Genomic DNA, 19,812 nt, shown 5'->3' with positions numbered 1-19,812 from the left:
ATGATCCTCAGAAAGCTGCGGCTTTTTTACGCCCTCATTCTGATCGCTTTGCGCAACCGCTCGCCCACTGTCGTCTTCACGGCGTGATGGCCGCGCCGCGCGAAACGAATTGTTCAGGGCCGACTACTGAGCCCAACGTAAACGATTGAATGTGACTATACAAAAATCCTACGAACTCAATGTTACGGCGATCAGTATAAAGGGTCATCAACTCGACGGAAAATGCGTCGATGTGGCATTCCAATTAGGCGGATCTTGCCCGAGAATATTGCGAACGAAGAAATCCATGAGCTTGCGCTCGGTGAAGATACCGGGGGCTCCATGATCAGCACCAGGCACATAGACCATTTCGAATTCCTTTCCCGCCTTAATGAGACTGTCGGCGAGCGCAAAGGTGGAGGCCGGATCGACATTGTGGTCCATTTCGCCCACAACAAGCATAAGTTTGCCGCGCAGTTTGTCGGCATTGTCGATGGCGGAGGACTGTGAGTATTCAATGCCGACGGGCCAGCCCATCCACTGTTCGTTCCACCATATCTTGTCCATACGGTTGTCATAGCAACCACTGTTGGCTACCGCAACCTTATAGAAGTCCGAATGGAATAGCAGTGCATCAATGGCGTTCTGGCCGCCAGCTGATGTACCGAAGATTCCCAAATTCGAGATGTCGTACCAGGAATATAGAGAGGCAGCCGCCTTATGCCACAGAATGCGATCGGGAAGGCCTGCATCTTTCAGATTCTTCCACGCGACGTCATGGAAAAGGCGTGAACGGTTGTTAGTGCCCATTCCGTCGATTTGCACAACGATAAAACCCAACTTGGTAAGTGGCTCTGTTTCGATTGTGAATGACTTTGGAACGTGAGAGCCTTGCGGACCGGCATATATATTCTCCACCACAGGATACTTCAGATGTGGATCGAATCTATCTGGTAGATGAATGATTCCCCAAATATCGGTCTTACCATCGCGTCCTTTGGCAACAAAATTGATTGGCGCTCTCCATCCATTAGATTCGAGTTGGGAGATGTCGGTGCTCTCGATCTGCATCAGATTAGCGTTGTCTCTAGACCGGAAAAGCGCCATGCGTGGGGGAAGGTCGATACGCGACCAGAGGTCGACGTAGAATCTACCGTCAGGAGAAAACTCGATATGATGATTGGCCGGTTCTGGCGTAAGTGATGTCAGCCCCTTTCCGTCGAAGCCAATTCGGTAGGCATGAACGAAGTAAGGGTCCTCGCCGACATTCATTCCGCTTGCTTCAAACCAAATTTCCCTTCTGACTGGATCGATGTGGTCCACCGCGCGGACAACCCAGTCACCTTTGGTGATTTGGTTTTCTAAAACACCGGTACGGCCATTAAAGAGGTACAGATGTTCAAATCCATCGCGCTCAGATGCCCAGATAATTTCCTCTCCATCATTAACATTGTAACGAAAGTGTTTTCCGGCATATCTTTGGTCATTTCTTAAATCTGTATAATCGACGAACGTGGAGCTGACCTCATCGATCAACGAGCGCGTACGGGCGGTGGCTGCCTCCACTTCGATTACTCGGTAGAGCTGATGGCCGCGTTGGTTGTACTCGAATGTAAAGCCTCTCCCATCCTTCCACCAATCAATTTCTGAAAGGTCAAAAGGATTCGGGAACAAAGCATTGTCGATATTGACCATGCGCTTGTTGACTATGTCGAATAGTACCGGTTGCGGTCGCGGAAGAATATCTCCCGCTTTGGGATACGCTATTTGCTCATACCTGGCTTGATGATTTGTTGCGGAGGAATTGGTAAGCATGATTTGACGCGGTTGGCCGAGGGCGACACGGTAACCTGCGAGGTGATTGGAGTCAGGGGACCACTTTAGGGATGAGAAGACGTAATTGTTCGCTTCTGTCCCGTCCCGACTTAACGGTACATTTACTGACCCGTCCTTACTCATTAGAAAGACGTTGTAGTTTTTGATATATGCTTTCCACTTGCCGTCCGGTGAATCGCTTGTGATTCGACTATCGATTTCAGCCGTTGGCGTGAAGTCGTTATGAAATGACAAGATTTCGCCCTGAGAGATCCTAGTGCAGATGTAGCGTGAAAGATCACAACTCCACCGAACGGAATCAATGTAGAACAGCAACTGGTTGCCGTCTTGTCCGATTTCGAAGCGGTCAAAGGGCAGCGAATTGCCTCGGAAATTCGAGGAGGCCGCCTTATTTAATGCTTCGGCAAGGCGGCTATGATCGAAAGCCGGTTGCTCCTTCCCAGTTTTGATATTGAATTTAATGAACTGGCGCTCACCATGTGTCGTCCGTCGGTAGGCAAGGGTCTCGGGCGAAAGCCAGAAAGGGGGGGTATCGACGAAATTGACAATTTTATCCCAGTATTGATTACGAGCCGTGAGAGCCCGCTGAAAGTCTGAGGCGGTAAGAGCAAAGGGGGGGCATGGTTCCGTTCCTCTGGTTGTCAGCAGCCGATAGCAACGTGCAGTAGAAAATTAGAAGCAAAAAGATGGTGAGGTTTTTTTGGATGGATGCTTGGCATTGACTATGTTTAGGTTACGTCGTCGGCTCCTTGCAGCAATTTTTATGCCATCAGTGAATGCGAGTGGGTATGATCAGTGTCCGCTGAGCGCTAGCGAGGCGACCGGTGAGGTTCTGTCGCGATAACGGGAAGTAGAATGGCCGGTTTTGGAAACTGCAAGTCAGCAGATGAATGGCAAACTGGCGGCACGGTGGAACGGTGTCGCCTTTGTTCGAAACGACACTTCAGCGGAGGGCTCTGTCAGGTTGACGCAGTAGCGGGGGTAGAATGAAGCGATGAAGAAAAGAAAGTCGCTTTATCACGGTCACCGCTTCCCTGCCATCGTCATCAGCTGCGCGGTTCGCTGGTATTTCCGGTTCAGCCTGAGCCTGCGCGATATCGAGGAGTTGTTGCTTGAGCGGGGTGTCGTCGTCACGTACGAAACAATCCGTTGCTGGTGCGACAAGGGTTCTGTCGCAGTAGGAGCGAGAGGTCGGCCAAATCCGATATGGTATGGATTCCTTATCCAGCCAGCGAATAGAATTGCTGTGCGGGAGTTTGATCAACGCCGCCATCGTTCAATTGTCCCTTGACGATCATGTGCATAACTTCGATGCCGCCCAACAGGATGCGGGCACAACGAAAGCTTTTGAACCCAAGCATCGGTCGAGTTCGGCGCTTGATCGCCCGATGATCCTGTTCGATGATGTTATTCAGATACTTTTTCTGGCGGACCTTGATCGGCACCTCCCGTGGGGCGTTGATCGCCCGCAAGGCAGCCAGATTCGATCCGCTCTTGTCGATCGTCACGGTCTCGGGTTCGCCATTCTGGTCGATTGCCTTTTCGAAATAGGCCCGGGCCGCAGCCTTGTCCCGTCGGGCTCGCAGCAGAAAATCAACGGTGTTGCCTGCCTTGTCGACAGCCGATAGAGATCCCGCCACTCACCCCTGATGCGAATGTAGGTCTCGTCCATCCTCCAGCTCTTGCCGACCGTCCGTTTGCGTCGTCGAAACACCTTCTCCAGGACCGGCAGCAGTTTGAGTGCCCAACGATGAACGGTCGAATGATCGACCGCAATCCCGCGCTCGGCCATCATCTGTTCAAGATGGCGCAGGCTCAGCGGATAAGCCACGTACCACCGAACGCACAGCAACATCACGTCCAGCGGGTAATGCAAGCGTTTGAGTACTTTTCCCACACCCGGACTCAGCTTCTCGGTCATCGATCACGTCACGCATTAAAGCCCGTCAGCATAGCAGACCGCCTTATTGCGACAGATCCTCGGCGCTCGCACCGATGCCGAACACCGTCGAGCTGCCAGCAAGCAGGCGGCCCGAGTGCATGCCCGCGCGATCAGAAACCGAATAGCGGATGCCGCCGCGATCAGAGTAACGAAATCCGCTACAGTCCGTATTGACCACTGTGGAACGGTAATTGGCCGGATGGAAGTACATCATGTACGGCAGCCACCGTACCTCGCCCGCGTCGGTGAATTTCCTCTCGCAATTCGCCATTTGCGGCGTCAGCTCCAATCTTGCACTCATTGACGCTCTCTCAGGTTCATGCACAGGCCGGCGATCGATAGACTATCAATCAAACCACAAGTTGCACAGAAAATAATATGGATAACGCAATTTCACCGACGTCAAATACCGTCAAGTCAGTCTTAATCTTCAAACACTTGAGGGCAGCGTGGAGAGCGAGGGCAGCGTGGAGAGCACGCGTACGCTTAGCTCCGTTTGTCTAAATTTGGAGGACATCGATCAACTTGTCCAATTAATTATTTCGTGGTGTTCTATCAAAAAAATTGGCATCTCCCTAACAGGTTGCGGAATTACGCCCCCGGCGGGAGGCTGCCTTCCTCGCTTAAGTTAGCTTTAAGTCCTCGGTCGTATCTTGAATGCAAGCGCGGTGGGACGGACAGCCAGCGAGGCGCCAACTGAACCGTGTGGAGAAAACGACAACCCACGCGGAGAACGCAAAATGCTCGCACTGAAAAAAACTGGCTATTTCTGCCCATCCCCCGAAATTTGAAAATCCCTCTCAAACCCGTTCCAGACAAGGCTTCGAGGGACTGCGGGATGGCGGCCTGGGCATCCTGAAGGCGGGGTATCAGCCTTGTGCGTCGTCCTCTTCGGCTGCCGCCTGCAGCATGCGGGCCCAGTACTCGGGATCGGCGTAACGGGAGGCGAGCGCATCGATATCGACGGGTGTGGTCGCGGCACCGAAGTCCATGGCGCCGAAGAGGTTGACGTGCCGCCAGGCGACCGGCGACATGCTGGCGATGAACGCCATCGCGGCCTCGTCACCCATGGCACGCTTGTGCTCGTGAACCCGCGAGAGCAGCGCGGTGTTGTAATGGATGATGGCGTTGGCGATGAGACGCGCGCACTCGTTCCACAATTGCTGCTCGGCCTCGGTGTGCACGCGAAGCTTGCCGCCATTGACGAAGGCGACGGCGCGGCGCAGCCGGTGGTACGCTTCGCCCCGGTTGAGTGCCTTCTGTATCGACTGGCGCAGGCCGACATCGTTGATGAACTGCAGGATGTGGCGTGTACGGCAGAGGTTGTCGAGCTCCCAGAGCGCCTTTTTCGTCTGGTTCTGGCGCTTGTAGCTCGCGAGCTTGCGCACGATGGTGGCCTGCGAAACCTGCTTCTGCCCGAGCGAGGCCATGATCCGCTGGACGGCGGACCATTCACGGATGATCAGTTCGTCATTGGATTTGCGCGAGGGTTTGACGAGCCACTTGCCGTAGTGACCCGGTGCATGACGGCCAACGAGGCCGGCAAGTTTCTTGTGGAAGTCGCGATAGCGCGGCGCGAACTGATAGCCGAATGCATACAGGGTTCAGTAGTTCACCTGATTGGTGCCGTGCGTGTCGGTGGAATGCAGCTGCGGGCGGATGTCGGAGGTGTTGTTGTAGAGCAGGTCGAACACGTAATGGCTCTCGTGTTCGTGAGCGCCGAAGACGGTCAGATTGAACGGCACGTGGTTGGCGACGGCGGTGTTGGCGCTGATACCCTTGTCGAGGCCGAAGTATTTGGGCGAATGGCGAGCCTGGAAGGTATCGAACTGGGTCTCGAAGCGCTGGCCATCACTGCTTGAATGAATCTGGTCGCCGATGTTGAAGAGGTGAAAGGCAGGCAGCCCCGCAGTCGCATTGCTGATCGCGTCATTGGCCGAGTGCACCGTTTCAACGCGAAGATAGTTGCGTGAGCAACTCACAAGCGAAGCGTAGCCCAGCCCCGAGATTTCGGCCATCTTGCGCAGACCCATGTTGGTGCCCATCGCGATGATGCAGGCGAGGAGCTCGCGTGGATCGGCCTCATGCCTGACATACCGGTCAAGCACATGCGTGAATGCCTTGAGAAAGCCGGTGCGACTGGCGACAAACCAGAGCAGCCGCGCAATGTCGATGCTGGGAATCTGGCCGTAGAAGGCGTGATTGATGTTTTCGTCGGGTTCCGGATAGACCAGGTTCAGGCGTGGCTTGCCGCCCCGGTGCCGCACCTTGATGCAGGGATCGTCGCCTTCGTCGATGTGGTGGTTCACGCGCTCGAGGAGGCATTCGATTTCATCGTGCAGCCCGGCAAGCGTCTGCTCGACGGGCGCGAACAGGACCGGCAGGTTGAGCTCTCCGAGAATGGCGTCCTTGTGCTGCCAGCGCGCATCGCTTATCAGGTCGTCTTCGAGGCGACGAAACTCGTTACTGTCGTGGCAGAAGACGTCGCCTGCTTCAAGGGCGTTGCGTACCAGCCGGTAGACGAGAAATTCGTAGCGGTCGATGTCGAGTTGCCTGGCCTTGCCGGGTCCGGGGCGGTAGAGATGAGACTTGAGCGCTTTCGGTATGAACGCTGTCGGAAAGGACGACGGGTCGCGCTGCCGAAGCGGCGTACCGCTTCGCAGACACGCCTGCAGGAAGGCGACCGCGTCGAGCAGTGGTGTGTCTTCGACGCGGCCGGCTACGGTCAGCCCGGCAAACAGATGCCGCAGATTGCGTTTGATCGCATGTGAGAGCGCCGTATAGTGCGACCACTCGAAGCCTGCCCTGTCGAAGGTGATGTTGCGCATGTATTGCGAGACGGTCTCGATGAGTTCGGGAGCGAGCATAGCGAAAGCGCTCGTGCGCACACTGGCGAAGGGCGTGTAGTACGGGATCGACTCGTCGACAAACAGATGGAGGACTTCGCCTGCGGCTTTCAGGTGGGTGCCTGCTTCGGTGAGCGCGTTTTGCGCTGCCTCGCTGGCCGCCTGCCTGGCAGTCTGCTCGTAGTCGTTGACGAGACGGATGAAGGCCTCGATCAGGCGGTCGTTGACCTGACGGAAACGGTGGAAAGCGAAGCACAGCAGGTACAGACGCGCGACGCCGGAATTCATGCGGCGCAGCTTGTAGACCGTGTAGAACGTGACGAGCGAAGCGCAGTAGCGGATGCTGTCTGCAGAGATCCCGGCAGTGTCGAGAAATCGACTCGCGAAGACGTAGAGCGGTGCGAAGAAGGTTCGACGTCCGGATTCCTGTTTCAGTTCCCGGTAGCTGAAGTCCTTCGGTTCATGCTTCAGAAGCGTGACCTGATACATCGAGTCGTCGGCCTCAAGCATCGCGTCGAGCTGCTGCGCGATGGATTTTGTGAGGGCGTGCTCGAGCAGCGCCGAGACGCGCTGGCGCTCCGCGGCGACCACCCGGCCGGTCATGTCCTGCAGATACGAGTAGGCCGGTGCGACGAGGCGTTCGTGCTTCAGATACTGCAGGCATTCGCGCAGGATGAAACCGGGCTGCGTCGAAAGCCTCGCGAGGCGCCGCGCCCGCTTTTCAAGATCGGCCTTCGCGGTGCCCTCGCACATCCTGAAGCCGAACAGATCGAGGATGCCTTGCTGTAACGCGCGGCGCGTCGGCGCCGATGGTATTGCCACAGTGATCCGGTCCGCGTCAGGGAAATGCTGCGCGAGGATGTAGCGCATATCCTCTGCGACGTCCGGCACGTCGTAGTTGAAGAACTGGAATCTGGCCTTGAAGTACCCGAGCTGCAGGACGAGATGGAGCGCGACCGGGAGCGTGCGCGCGCGCACGAGCTGCTGCTCGGCGTTGCCGAGTTCGAAGTAGGTATGCCGGTCTTCGTCGGTAAAGCGCGGCAACGCATACAGTTCATCGATTTCGGCGCGGGTAAGGATCGAGAGGCGGTGCGAGGCGGTCATGAGTTTTTTTGTTCCTGAACGCGCGCCGGGAGGATCAGGGTCTCGCCTTGCCTTGCCGTGCGCCCGCCGGCTGGGGGCGGGCCTTGAGCTGCCCTTGCAGCGAAGCGACCTGCTGGGCGAGCGTGTCGCGATCGCGCCGTAACTCGCGTGCCTCATCGATGACGCTCGCGAGCTGCTTTTCGTGGCGATCGGCCAGGCGCCGCTGCTCGGCCGCTTCGGCCGCAAGCCGCTGGACGTCGCCGACGAGCTGCTCGTTACGCTGTTGCACCCTGTCGAGCGCGGTCTCCGCGCGCCGCTGTGCGCCGCGTGCCTCTTCGGCTTGCAGCAGGACGTGCTTCTGCACGCTTTCGAGCCGCGAGGCCGCCTGATCGATCTGTGCCCGCAAGGCGGCCTCACGCCCGGCGTGCTCCGCGCGCTGGGCCTCGAGCTCGCGCGCGTGCGTGTCCTGCGCCGTGCGCAGCGCCTCGCCGGACTGCACGCGCTCGGCGTCGCGCTCGACTGCGACAGCCTGCGCTGTCTGGAGTGCTGCCTCGCGTTCGGCCTGGGACCGGGCAAGCCCGGCGGCCGCCGCCGCGAGCCGCGTCTCGCGCTCCTCGAGTTGCGTACGCAGCGTTTGTACCTGTGCTTCGAGCGCCGCCAGGGTCGTGCCCAGCGATTCGGCGCGGGCGGTGGACTCCACGGCTTCACGCTCGAGTTCCTCGCCGCGCGCGGCGAACACCTGCTCGCCATGTTCGACAGCGAGCGCCCAGAGCGAGCGCATCGCGTCGGCCACGGACGCGGGCAACGCTGCGGCCAACGCGTCATTGCGGGCCTGCTCGTCCTTCCAGAGTTTCAGCTCGTCGTTGATCGTGGTGCGGCTGCCCTGACGGATCTCGGCATAGATGAGGTCGACGGTGAGCTCATGCGGGCGCCGGCCGGCGGCGACGAGGCGTGCAGCCGCTTCGCGGGTGCGAAGGCGGGTATCGCTGATACGGCTCATAGGCGGGTATTGGCGTGAAAGTGGTCGGGGGAGTCGGGTTTCGTGGCCGAGTATAGCTGTATATCCGTGTATTTCGTTATATATATAACGATTAGCGCTTGAAATTTATGATAAGGCCGATAATCGAAAGTATTTCCGGTGTACGCTCCCGCATCGCCTTTTCAAAACGCGTCAGCCATGAACCTGCCCGCCACAGCCCCCGAGGCGATCCTGCCGCTCGCCCTGCCTGCCGTCCTCGACGGCCGTGACGGCACCAACCGGGCACACGGGACCCGCCGGCAGATCGCCGCCGACACGGATGTTGAGGCCGTGCGCCTGTGGCTCGCGGAATACGCGGGCTCGCCGCACACGCTGCGCAGCTATCGCAAGGAAGCCGTGCGCCTGCTCGTGTGGGCCACCCGGACCCTTGGCAAGCCGCTCTCGAGCCTCACGCGTGAGGATTTCCTGGTCTATGAACGGTTTCTGGCCGATCCCGCCGCAGACTGGGCCGATCCGACGCTGCCACGCCGCGGGGGCACCCGGCGCCTGTTTGACGGACCGCTCTCGGAGCGCAGCCAGCGGCAGGCCCTCGGCATCCTCTGCGGCCTGCTCAATTACCTGGTCGCCGCCGGCTATCTCGCCGGCAACCCGCTGGCGCTGCGCCGCTCGCGCCCAACGTCCGTTGCACGCACGCGCCGCATCGAGCGCTACCTCGATCACGCGCTCTGGCAGAGCGTGCTCGACTCGATGGAGCGCTGGCCCCGCGACACGCCGCGCGAATGCCAGCACTACGAGCGCAGCCGCTGGCTGGTGCGGCTGCTGTATCACACGGCCCTGCGCGCGAGCGAGGCCGCTCACGCGAAGGCAGCCGACTTCTTCCAGCGGCGCGGGCGCTGGTGGTTGCATGTGGTCGGCAAGGGCGGCACCGAGGGAGAGGTGCCCGTGAGCGACGCGTTGATGACCGAGTTCGCCCGCTACCGCACCTTCTGCGGCCTGTCGCCGGCGCCCGCGCCCGATGAGATCTCCCCGGCGGTGATGAGCATCGCCGGTGACCCCGGGCGGCATCTGACGCCGACCGCAATCTACCTGATCGCGAAGGAAGTATTCCTGCGCGCGGCCGACGCGCTCGCTGCGACCGACCCGGTCGGCGCGGCAACCTTGCGACGCGCCTCCACGCACTGGCTGCGTCACTCGGCAGCCTCGCACCAGGCTGACGCCGGCACCGACATCCGCTTTATCCAGAGAAACCTGCGGCACGCCTCGATCGAGACAACGGGGCTTTACCTGCACGCGGAAGACGACCGCCGGCACGCGCAGACCACGGATGCGCACATCCCAACAAATTCCGCCGCCCAACCGGATGACGTGCCCGCGTAAAATACGCAGCGCTTCAGCCTGCACCCAGGCGGGCCTGCAAGCGCCTCGAAGTACGACTGATCAGGATCTCCCGCCGATGGCCATCCAGTACGACCGGAAACAGATCGCCGCATGGCTGGACGCCTACACGGTCGCGAAGTCGCGCGACTATGGGCAGGCTGTCTCGGATTTACAGTGGCAGGGTGACGATATCCTTGTCGGCAAGGTACAGGGCACCCGCTCGCGGCCCTACAACGTGCGGGTCTGGTTCAACGACCCCGACGACGACCTGTGGATCGAGAGCGAATGCTCCTGCCCGGTCGGCGGCCACTGCAAGCACGTCGCCGCGCTCCTGTTCGCGGGCCTCACCCATGTTCCCCGGCAGGCCATCACGGGAGTGCGCCCCGAACTGGTGAGCTGGCTCGAAGGTTTCCGGACCCGGAATCTGGACACATCGGCCGCTGGCAAGCGGGCGAGCCCCCGTGCCTCGCATGCGCTTGCCTACGTGATCACCGGCGCGTACGAGGGCTATCCGCAGATCGTGATCTACAAGTCACGCGTGAGCACCGACGGCACGATCCGCTCGCTCGATGACACGTGGTACAACATTGAGAAAGCGCTCGTCAAGCCACCGAAATTCGTGAGTGAAGACGATCTGCCGATCCTGCGCGGCCTGTGGCTTGGGCGCTCGCGTGACTCCTTTGGCGGCCAGTTCTCCCTGCAGGGCACCACGGGCGCAGCCCTGCTCGAAAAACTCGTTGCCACCGGCCGCGTCTTTGCTTTCCCCGCGGCCGGCAGCACGGATTACGCAGAACCCTGCCCGCTGCAGGGCGGTCCGGCCCGCCCGGGGCACCTTGCCTGGCAGAAGCTGCCCGACATGCGGGTGCGTCCCGTGCTGCAAACCGAGCCAGCCGCCCCCGCGCTCATCACGACCACGCAGCCCTGCTGGTATCTGGATGCCGAGGCGGGCGTTGCCGGGCCCGTCGAGCTGGCCGGGCCCGCCCGGAATATCGCTGACGTGCTCTCGATGCCCGCCATCACCCTCGACGAGGCGCCGCTTGTGGGTAACGTGCTGCGCGAAGTGGCCCCCGGCCTGCCGCTGCCGCCCGCGCATGACCAGTCGCGCGTGCGCATGATCGGCTGCGCGCCGGTCCCGGTGCTCGTGCTCGATACGTTGCCAACCTGGAACATGAGCTGGTCGTCGACAAAGGCACAGGATGCGCTCGATTTCGCGACCGTGAGCTTTGACTACGACGGCGAACGCATTCCAGCCAGGGGCGAGACGGCGCTCATCCGTCTCGGTGCGAACGGTGAGGTCATGCAGATCCAGCGCGATGCCGTCGGTGAGAAGCGCCGGCTGACAGAGTTGCAGCGCGTCGGCCTGCGTGCCATTCCACCCAGCCAGGCCCATGGCCCGAGACCGTTTCCGCAGGGCATGCTCGAACCCGCCCAGGAGACCGGCTGGTCCGGCTTCATGACGTATGCACTACCCGCGCTTCGCGAGAAGGGCTGGCAGATCGAGATGACGCCGGAATTCCGCCACAACGTAATCGAGATCGACGCGATCGAAGGCAGCCTGCGGCAGACCGACGAAGGCTGGTTCGACGTCGAGATGGGCATTACGGTCAACGGCGAGATGGTCCGCCTCGAGCCTCTGCTGGCCAGCCTTTTTGCGCGGGACGGGCGCTGGCTCTCGGGGCAGCTTGAGAGCATTGCCGACGATGAAGCGGTGGAGCTGAGAACGGAGCGCAACGAGCGGCTGCGTCTGCCGGCCGGACGCCTGAAACCGGTCGTACGGGTCCTGGTCGATCTGCTCGAGCACGTCGGCAGCGGCATGCAGATTCCCGGGTGGGATGCCGCACGCCTGGCGGCGCTCGACGATACCGGCCGCTGGCAGTTTCATGGCAACGAGTCGGTCCGTCAGCTCGCGCAGAGCCTGGTGGCCGGACCCGGCGTCACCGAGGTGTCCGTGCCGCAGGGACTGCAGGTCGAGCTGCGAGGCTATCAGCGCCAGGGGCTCGCCTGGATGCAGTTCCTGCGCGAACACAACCTCTCCGGCGTGCTGGCCGACGACATGGGCCTGGGCAAGACGGTGCAGACGCTCGCGCACATTCTCGCCGAAAAGGAGGCCGGCCGGCTCGGACACCCCGCGCTGATTGTCGTGCCCACCACGCTCGTACACAACTGGTGTGACGAGGCGCAACGCTTCGCGCCCGCGCTGCGCGTGCTGAACCTGCATGGCGCGCAACGCCACGCGCGTTTCGAGGAGATCGCGGAGCATGATCTCGTGCTCACGACCTATGCACTCGCCTGGCGTGACGAGGACGTACTTGTGCAGCACGAATACCACCTGCTGATTCTGGACGAGGCCCAGTACGTCAAGAACGCGGCGACCAGGGCGGCCGCCACCATCCGCGCCCTGCGGGCAAGACACCGCCTGTGCCTGAGCGGCACGCCGCTTGAGAATCATCTGGGCGAACTGTGGGCACAGTTCGATTTCCTGCTCCCCGGGTTTCTGGGCTCACGTGACGATTTCACGCGGCGCTGGCGCACCCCGATCGAAAAAGGCGGCGATACGGTGCGACGTGAACTGCTCGCGCGCCGCCTGCGCCCCTTCATGCTGCGTCGGCGCAAGGACGAAGTGGCCACTGAACTGCCGCCGAAAACCACCATCGTGCGCACGGTCGAGCTTGAGGGTGCACAGCGCGACCTGTACGAGACCGTGCGGGCCACAATGCAGAAGAAGGTGCGCGATGCGATCGCCGTCAATGGTCTGGCGCGCAGCCATCTGATCGTGCTCGACGCGCTGCTCAAGCTGCGTCAGGTCTGCTGCGATCCGAGACTGCTCAAGACCACGCAGGCCGGTCGTGTGAAAGAATCGGCCAAACTTGCGCTGCTACTCGAGATGGTGCCCGAACTCATCGAGGAAGGTCGCCGCATCCTGCTCTTCTCGCAATTCACCAGCATGCTCGATCTCATCGCTTCCGCGCTCGACAAAGCTAGGATTCCATACGTCGTCCTGACCGGCGAAACGGTCGATCGTGCGGCCCCGGTCCGCCGCTTCCAGCAGGGTAAGGTGCCGCTTTTCCTCATCAGCCTGAAGGCAGGGGGCGTGGGCCTGAACCTGACTGCGGCCGACACCGTCATTCACTACGACCCGTGGTGGAATCCGGCCGTGGAAAACCAGGCCACTGATCGCGCGCACCGGCTTGGGCAGGACAAGCCGGTGTTTGTCTACAAGCTGATCACTGCCGGGAGCGTGGAGGAAAAAATCGTCGCCCTCCAGGAAAAGAAGGCTGCACTGGCCAATGCGATCCTCTCCGACGATGCTGCCAGTGCCGTCAAGTTCTCAGCCGATGATCTCGAGGCGCTGTTCGAACCCATTCCAGGCGTGCCTGCACGATCGTCGGCCCCCAGGTCTGGCTCGCGCATAAGGACTGGCACTGAAACGTAGCGCAAGCGGGATCTGTTCACCGTTTCCCCCCTACCTGTTGCCTCAGCAGCATTCATTGGAGGAGCAATGTCGAAAGAAGAAAATCCGATCGAGGCCAAAGCCCTGGCGGCCGTCGGGGCGGAACGCCTGGCGACGCTGCTTGCAGAGGTGGCCATGACGAATCCGGGCGTACGGCGTCGGTTGCAATTCGAACTGTCAGCACAACGAGGCGAGGACGTTGCAGCCTCCGTGGGCCAATGGATCAGCGAATTCGGCGAACAGACGTCGTTTCTCGATGCGGAGGAGGTCGACGAAACGGCCGAAGAACTCGACGCGATGCGCGTTGCCATTGCCTCGAATATTTCCCGGGCGGCGCCGAAACTTGCACCGGAACTGATGTGGCAGTTGTTCACGCTGGCCGGAACCATATTCGAACGTACCACCGAAGAAGGATGGGAAGTCAGCTGCATTTTCGATCAGGCGTGCTCCGATCTGGTCGATCTGAGCGTCAACGCAGATGTGCAGCCAGCAATATTCGCCGAGAAAGTTGTTGCGGCGATTGTCACCAACAACTACGGAGAGTACCGCGCCCTGATTCGGGCTATCGCGTCAGCACAGCCCCGGGCACCTGCCTACGGCTCCGAGCTGAAGAACTCGCTCCAGCGATTGCTGGACAAACCGCCCGGATCGAAAAATAGCCTGAACAGCGAGCGCCGCGATTTGCATCGCGCCTTGCTGGAGCTCGACTCCCTCTGCGCAACGTAGACCGGGTTTGCGACAAAGAGCCCCCGGAAAGCCTTGCTGCGAGGCGTTGTCGATGTCTAACCCATTATCGCTGCCCCATCATGGCCAGATCCAAAGTCGACGCCAGACGCGAACATCGGATCACGATGGAAATCGTGGTCGACACCTACACCGAAGAAGAATGCGCGATGGGCTGGTTTTGCTACCTTGAAGATCAGCTCACGTTTCCATTCAAGGCGCGGGTGCGCAAGACGATGGATGCCTCACCGCTAAAGAGCGGCGAGAACGTCACCGTCATCGCCCTCGCTCACGACCAACTTTGCCGCGTCGCGATATTTGTCGTGGCACGGCACGGTGAACGCGAAATTGTCGTACCTCTGGCCCAGCTTGTTCCCGTTGGAGCCGACCGGAACACACGGGAGGCAGTGGCCGACTGGCATTACTGGCACGATCAGGGCTATTCGTTCTGATTCCCGTGCCGCCCACCCGGATAAGGCCACGCAAAGCCTTGTCAAGCGAGGGGTTGCGGCGGATTTTCATATTTCGGGGGATGGGCAGAAATAGCCAAGGTTGTGTTCGCGCCAGCGGCATGGTTGAGCTCGACGTTCGGACACCTGCATCTGTCGACGCTTACATGGATGCAGCGCTTCGCCATCGCAGGATGGTGGTGCGCCGTACTGGGTGCCATGACGCTGCTACGGGGCGTGCATGTGGCGGCACTTTTCTTCGGCATCTGGCTGCTGGCAAGAGCCACCGCCTTCCACGTGATCACCACGTTCCGGGAGCTCTGCGACCACTTCGGCCGGCAGCCCGGCGGTATCTTCAGATACACACGCGACGTGTCTTCCCGGAGCCTGTGGCGCTGCGTCATCCATCCGCATAACAACGGCTACCATCTGACGCATCACCTGATGCCCGCGATTCCCTACCACCGACTTTCTTCCGTACATCAGCACCTGCTGGAACTGCCTGCCTTCGCCCGAACAGCGCGGGTGTGTCGTGCATACTTTCGCGGACCCGACGCGGTTGTGCGTGAATGGGACGTCCAGGGAGGAGCCGAAAATGTTGCAGCGTAACCTTGGCGCGGTGCGCGTTGCCGCCCTGCTCGTCTCGGCAAGCTATGGCGTCGCGTTCCTGCTCGGTTCCGGTGAGATGGCGATCCATTCCGGAATGGCGGGCAGCCTGTATGCAATCATCACCGCACTGGGCATGCTCGCGCTTGCGGTTGTGGCGCCGACGCTCTGGCGGGGACGCGAACTCATCTGGGATGTGCTGGGCGAGCGCCATGGCCAGACAGTACGCAAGCTCGTGGCGCTGCTCTCACTCGTCTGGATGGCAGGCGTGCTGGCCGCGCAGATCCATGGCGGTATCGCAGTGCTGGTCGCCGTCGGACTGCCAGCAACGCATGCACTGGCGGTGATTGCGGCGGCAGTGCTCGTGATGTCTTCCATTGAGCTCGGTATGGCCGCCATGCTCTTCGCGTGCTCGAACCTCGCGCTCGCACATGCGCTGGCGGCTTCGCAAGGACTGACCGTGTACCTCCATGTGTGGCCGTCCTTCCTCCAGGAAACATACGCCGCGCCACGCGCCGAGACGCTGGTAACCATCGCTGCAGTCGGGTTTCTGGTGATCACAGGATCGGACTATCAGCAGTTCGTCATCGCTGCGCGCCGACCTCGCGATGCATGGCTCGGCTGCGCGCTCGCGAGCCTGTTCCTCATGGTGACCGGGTTTCTCCCGGCCGCAACGGTCGTCGCAGCGCTTCATGCCGGCAGGCTGTCCGGCCTGACGGACACCGCGGGCGCGATCCCGTGGATCATGCTGCAAACCGGTCGGTCAGTTGCGCCCGTTTGCATCGGCGTCATCCTGCTTGCTGCGCTTGGCTCAGGGACAGCGATCGCGCGCGCAATGTCATCGGCACTTGAGGGCCTGCATGCCAGAGATGGTCGCTACGGCTACGCGTCGCGCCTGCTGATCATCGTTATTGGTTGCGCAATCGCCACTGATGGCCAGGCGATTGTGTCGACCATCGTTTCGCTGAACGTCGTCTATGTTGCCGCCGTCGGTCTGCTGTTCCTCTTCCACGAGAGCGGTCGACAGGTCGCACCGCGCTGCGCGTCAGCGATGCTGCTGTCCGGGACGACCGTTTCCCTTCTCGTGTCGGCAATGCACTGGACCGGTATCGGCCATCTGCCCGCCTGGTTCCCGCTTCCGGCGGGGCTGTTCGCTTCCGCCTGCGTGCCGGTCGCATTGCAGTTCGCCCCGCGCCTCGACCGTGGCCGGTCATAAAAATCGCCCCGCCCCCCGAACGCGCCCGGCTCGGGCGCCTGCGTGTTGCCCGTCCAGGATCGCATTGAGCAACGCCACCGGCGAAGGAAATAGTGTCGCGGGGACCGGCCGACCGTCACACCGAAATGAATGCGACGCAAAAAACGCGTCGTGTAGCGCATCCTACCGGTCAAACAGGACGGCGTTGGCCCGAAGCGCTCCGGGCAAGGTCAGGCCACCAGCGAAATGTTCGCGCGCAAATCTCGGTGTTGCGACACACTGGTAGCGCATCTGCCCGAGCGGCTCGGCCACGAAGCGATCGACAACCGGATCCGGCTGCGTGGACAGAAAGACCTTGACGTCGCCGCGCGCGAGTGCTTCGAGCGTATGGTCCAGCCTGTTCAGCATCGTCCGCTTTCCCCCTTTTCTTCGAGCGCGTGTGACACGGGAACGTCAACGCCACGCAGCGTCCGGTATTGGCGCGGGTCGATGGTCATCTTGTCCGGCCGCCCGGTGGTCAAGACCAGCGCGTCATCCGTCGCAGAACTAACCGTGACAGAAAGCCTTAACCGGTATCTTGCAGATGGGAACAGCCACAGGCCAATTGCCGTTTCACAGGCCCGCCGTTACTTTTCCCGACCTGGACGCTTGCACCACTCGCTTCCGTGCACGAGACTTTACCGTGCATGGCGGGCCGCTCTGGACCGGGAGGATAAATGCACCATTTGCCGTCCCGGTGACGAAAAAAGAACATCGCCTTCGATCCGCTCCCATTGTCTGCGACGACGCAAACATAACGTCCCGCCCCGGATCGCCCGTAATGGCTGACCCGGAATCCTCGCTTCGGGTCGGGTGCCAGCCAGTCGTCGACCATGCTTCTCAACGACATTCCTGAAATCGCCATAAAACGTCCTCCTCCTTTGTGAAGGTTCGCGCCCGGGATCATCCCGACGCGCGACAGCGGCTTCGGCTCGACGGGGCCGAACTTCCATCGACCACCGGCCATGGCAGACCGTGATAACGTACCTTTGTAATGCGCCCTTTCGGACCAGAACCCCAGGATGCCTGCGTGTTGAGCATGTGGTGCCGGCCGGCGAAAACATCACCGTAGCGCCAGAAGACCCTTCAACGGGTTTCCTCATCCCTCCGGGCCGGCTGAACCAGGCTTCGCCGCGCGGCCGCCATGACCAGTGCGCTGATCGTCGCGAGCGGCTCGGGCTCCTGCTCCCAGTGATGCCAGTACAGATCGATCAGCAGATCGTGCCCAGGTGCGAGTGCAACCAGTCTGCCGTGGTCGATGAGCGGCGCCGCCTGCAGCGCGGGCACCAGCCCGTAGCCGAGCTCGTCCAGGATCGCATTGAGCAACGCCACCGGCGAAGGAAAATAGTGTCGCGGGTACCGGCTGACCGTCACACCGAAATGCGACGCGAAAAACGCATCGTGCAGCGCGTCCTTCCGGTCAAACAGGATGGCCGTCGCCTTCAGTGCGCTGGGCAAGGTCAGGCCACCGCCGAAATGTGTGTGAGCGAATCCGGGGGTGGCGACACACAGATAGCGCATCTGACCGATCGACTCGGCCACGAAACGGTCGACAACCGGTTCCGGTTGGGTGCACAGAAACCCCTTGACGTCGCCGCGCGCGAGCGCCTCGAGCGTGTGGTCCTGATCGTCGACGACGATCTCGAGCGAGACATGGTGTTGCGCCAGCTCGCGCGTCACCGGCTCGAACCAGGTGGCAAGGGAATCAGCATTGACGGCAAGCGCCAGCGCCGTTGTCGCGGCTCGCCCCGGCATGACACGCCGGAGCAGCTCGTCCTCGTGCAGCCGGACTGTCATGAAATGACGAAACACCTCTTCGCCCGCCTTCGTCGGCAGCACGGCCGGTTCGCGCAGCAGGAGCAGCGCCCCGATCGACTGTTCGAGCCGCTTGACCCGCCGTGTCACCGCGGCAGAGGAGATGTTCAGCGCCACCGCCGCGTGCGTGAAACTGCGATGCTCGACTACCGCGGCAAATGTTTCCAGTTCCAGCATGTTCAACATCCCGCTCACTTTAACCTTCTCCACGCTCATCGAAAGCGCATCTGACGCGGGAACATCAACGCCAACAAGTCATTATGCGGCGCGGTGTTGATGTTCCCATTTTTCAAGTCACCTGACCGTCAAGTCCGGTTCTATAGCCCTCTGCATGACTGATAATAAAAATTGGTATCCGTCATCTCTCCGGCGAGGAGAACAGTCCATAAGTTGGCTTCGGTTCGTCTGCTTGACTGCGCCTTTGGCAAGCTACAATCCTGCACCGCTAGTGTCCATAGCCGAGACTTCGCCGTGCATGGTCAGGCGCTCTCGACTAGGTGGAAATACGCACCAACCGTCCCTGTGTCGAAAAAAGAACATCGCCTTCGAGCTGCTCCCGTTGTCTGCGACGACGCAAACATACCGTCCCGTGCCGTACCATTCCGTAATGGCTGACTCAAAACCCTCTCCTCGGGTCGGGTGAACCATTCCTGGACAATACACCTCAACGACGTTCCCGAAATCGCCATAGATTTCCTCCGTCACTTTCGAGGGTGACGGTACTGCGATCCTGAAGATCGACAGTCGTTTCTCGCTCGTAGCAACACAAGATCGATAGCTCCATCAAGACCTTTTTCTGAGCGTGCGGATTGGATACCGCAGGTGTCAGTAAAGGCACCGAAGTTGCCATTCGCAATCGGATACGCTCTACGCAATATACTGGTTACCCGACCTGCCAATTGAGCGCCTCGTGTCCCGATCTGGTGTGTGCTATGCCCGAACATTCAGTCCTAGCCCGTCGATCACCTCGCGAGCGTTCCGGAACGCTTCGACGGCAGCTGGTGCCCCATCATATATCGCGCTGTGGAGTAAAACCTCCCGGATTTCGACGATGGTTGCGCCATTGTTAATGGCGCCGCGGATATGTCCCTTAAGCTCGTTACCCCTGCCGAGAGCAGCAAGCATCGCGCAGGTACACAGGCTGCGGGTGCGCAGGTCGAGTCCGTCGCGCAACCACGTGCTGCCCCACGCATGCTCATTGAGCCATTCCTGCAGCGGCTCCGAGAATTCATCAACCGAACTCATGGCCAGCTGTACGAAGTCGGCACCCATTACTTGCTCGCGGCGCTTGATGCCCGACGTCTGGATTTCATCGCTCATCGTTTCGTGATTCACTAGGGCGTGTTCACACTATCTGAGCCCATGAACGATGAGCGCGAAATTGATAAAGGCGAGGAACATCACGTCCAGTTTTTCGAACCGCGAAAAGATGCGGCGGAAGCCTTTGAGGCGGCGAAACAGGCGCTCAACTTCGTTTCTGCGCTTGTACATT

At 60.6% G+C, this 19,812-nt stretch carries 13 protein-coding genes and 3 pseudogenes; 7 read left to right on the top strand and 9 right to left on the bottom strand.

The annotated features are described in order from the left end of the window. Positions 1-207: 207 nt before the first annotated feature. Positions 208-2,049 (bottom strand): DPP IV N-terminal domain-containing protein, encoded by a 1,842-nt coding sequence (locus VSR34_RS35805; protein ID WP_342964929.1) that lies wholly within the window; start codon positions 2,047-2,049, stop codon positions 208-210. 760 nt (positions 2,050-2,809) lie between these two features. Between VSR34_RS35805 and VSR34_RS35800 the strand changes: the two are divergent. Further along, positions 2,810-2,971 (top strand): annotated as a pseudogene (locus VSR34_RS35800) (IS6 family transposase); the annotation flags it as partial. Between the two features lie 64 nt (positions 2,972-3,035). Here VSR34_RS35800 and VSR34_RS35795 read toward each other — a convergent pair. The 4 genes and pseudogenes from VSR34_RS35795 to VSR34_RS35780 form a co-directional block, all read right to left on the bottom strand. Beyond that, positions 3,036-3,736 (bottom strand): IS6 family transposase gene (locus VSR34_RS35795; RefSeq protein ID WP_342964928.1). Its coding sequence is split into 2 segments (ribosomal slippage): positions 3,036-3,436 and positions 3,436-3,736, totalling 702 coding nucleotides; the frame shifts between segments, so codons are not numbered across the junction. A gap of 43 nt (positions 3,737-3,779) precedes the next feature. Then, entirely contained in the window at positions 3,780-4,046 is a 267-nt protein-coding gene (locus VSR34_RS35790; RefSeq protein ID WP_342964927.1) for a hypothetical protein, read from the bottom strand. A gap of 580 nt (positions 4,047-4,626) precedes the next feature. After that, positions 4,627-7,707: pseudogene (locus VSR34_RS35785) on the bottom strand (Tn3 family transposase). Between the two features lie 34 nt (positions 7,708-7,741). After that, positions 7,742-8,686: a DNA-binding protein gene (locus VSR34_RS35780; protein ID WP_342964926.1), complete on the bottom strand. Its 945-nt coding sequence runs from the start codon at positions 8,684-8,686 to the stop codon at positions 7,742-7,744. A gap of 177 nt (positions 8,687-8,863) precedes the next feature. Here VSR34_RS35780 and VSR34_RS35775 point away from each other — a divergent pair, with 177 nt between their 5' ends. The 6 genes from VSR34_RS35775 to VSR34_RS35750 all read left to right on the top strand — a co-directional run bounded on the left by VSR34_RS35775 (position 8,864) and on the right by VSR34_RS35750 (position 16,487). Next, positions 8,864-10,042 (top strand): tyrosine-type recombinase/integrase, encoded by a 1,179-nt coding sequence (locus VSR34_RS35775; protein ID WP_342964925.1) that lies wholly within the window; start codon positions 8,864-8,866, stop codon positions 10,040-10,042. A 76-nt stretch (positions 10,043-10,118) separates the two neighbouring features. Then, on the top strand, positions 10,119-13,475 hold the full coding sequence (locus tag VSR34_RS35770) for a DEAD/DEAH box helicase (RefSeq protein ID WP_342964924.1): 3,357 nt from the start codon (positions 10,119-10,121) through the stop codon (positions 13,473-13,475). Positions 13,476-13,541: 66 nt separating this feature from the next. Continuing rightward, on the top strand, positions 13,542-14,219 hold the full coding sequence (locus VSR34_RS35765; RefSeq protein WP_342964923.1) for a DUF6880 family protein: 678 nt from the start codon (positions 13,542-13,544) through the stop codon (positions 14,217-14,219). An 80-nt stretch (positions 14,220-14,299) separates the two neighbouring features. Beyond that, a complete protein-coding gene (locus tag VSR34_RS35760; RefSeq protein ID WP_342964922.1) occupies positions 14,300-14,668 on the top strand; it encodes a calcium-binding protein in 369 nt (122 codons plus the stop codon). A 123-nt stretch (positions 14,669-14,791) separates the two neighbouring features. Continuing rightward, on the top strand, positions 14,792-15,274 hold the full coding sequence (locus VSR34_RS35755; RefSeq protein WP_342964921.1) for a fatty acid desaturase: 483 nt from the start codon (positions 14,792-14,794) through the stop codon (positions 15,272-15,274). Continuing rightward, entirely contained in the window at positions 15,261-16,487 is a 1,227-nt protein-coding gene (locus tag VSR34_RS35750; RefSeq protein ID WP_342964920.1) for a sodium:solute symporter, read from the top strand. Before VSR34_RS35755 ends, VSR34_RS35750 begins: the two co-directional genes overlap by 14 nt. 162 nt (positions 16,488-16,649) lie before the next feature. On the opposite strand, the gene VSR34_RS35745 is transcribed toward VSR34_RS35750, so the two are convergent. From VSR34_RS35745 to VSR34_RS35730, 4 genes and pseudogenes are all read right to left on the bottom strand, one after another. Continuing rightward, positions 16,650-16,874, bottom strand: coding sequence for a hypothetical protein (locus tag VSR34_RS35745; protein ID WP_342964919.1), 225 nt, complete (start codon positions 16,872-16,874; stop codon positions 16,650-16,652). A 717-nt stretch (positions 16,875-17,591) separates the two neighbouring features. Continuing rightward, the gene (locus VSR34_RS35740; RefSeq protein ID WP_342964918.1) at positions 17,592-18,536 is read right to left on the bottom strand and encodes an HTH-type transcriptional regulator ArgP; all 945 of its coding nucleotides are present in this window, start codon (positions 18,534-18,536) and stop codon (positions 17,592-17,594) included. A gap of 714 nt (positions 18,537-19,250) precedes the next feature. Next, complete coding sequence (locus tag VSR34_RS35735; RefSeq protein ID WP_342964917.1) at positions 19,251-19,640, bottom strand: carboxymuconolactone decarboxylase family protein; 390 nt, start codon at positions 19,638-19,640, stop codon at positions 19,251-19,253. Positions 19,641-19,670: 30 nt separating this feature from the next. Next, positions 19,671-19,812: pseudogene (locus VSR34_RS35730) on the bottom strand (IS5/IS1182 family transposase); the annotation flags it as partial.

Source organism: Paraburkholderia sp. JHI2823, from assembly GCF_038900695.1.
GTDB classification, from domain to species: domain Bacteria; phylum Pseudomonadota; class Gammaproteobacteria; order Burkholderiales; family Burkholderiaceae; genus Paraburkholderia; species Paraburkholderia mimosarum.
This window is presented reverse-complemented; position numbering and strand designations above follow the sequence as displayed.

Bases quoted from the DNA above. Each gene is read 5' to 3' on its own strand.
- VSR34_RS35780 (WP_342964926.1), bottom strand. From the start codon at position 8,686: ATGAGCCGTATCAGCGATACCCGCCTTCGCACCCGCGAAGCGGCTGCA.
- VSR34_RS35775 (WP_342964925.1), top strand. From the start codon at position 8,864: ATGAACCTGCCCGCCACAGCCCCCGAGGCGATCCTGCCGCTCGCCCTG.
- VSR34_RS35770 (WP_342964924.1), top strand. From the start codon at position 10,119: ATGGCCATCCAGTACGACCGGAAACAGATCGCCGCATGGCTGGACGCC.
- VSR34_RS35765 (WP_342964923.1), top strand. From the start codon at position 13,542: ATGTCGAAAGAAGAAAATCCGATCGAGGCCAAAGCCCTGGCGGCCGTC.
- VSR34_RS35760 (WP_342964922.1), top strand. From the start codon at position 14,300: ATGGCCAGATCCAAAGTCGACGCCAGACGCGAACATCGGATCACGATG.
- VSR34_RS35750 (WP_342964920.1), top strand. From the start codon at position 15,261: ATGTTGCAGCGTAACCTTGGCGCGGTGCGCGTTGCCGCCCTGCTCGTC.
- VSR34_RS35745 (WP_342964919.1), bottom strand. From the start codon at position 16,874: ATGCTGAACAGGCTGGACCATACGCTCGAAGCACTCGCGCGCGGCGAC.
- VSR34_RS35740 (WP_342964918.1), bottom strand. From the start codon at position 18,536: ATGAGCGTGGAGAAGGTTAAAGTGAGCGGGATGTTGAACATGCTGGAA.
- VSR34_RS35735 (WP_342964917.1), bottom strand. From the start codon at position 19,640: ATGAGCGATGAAATCCAGACGTCGGGCATCAAGCGCCGCGAGCAAGTA.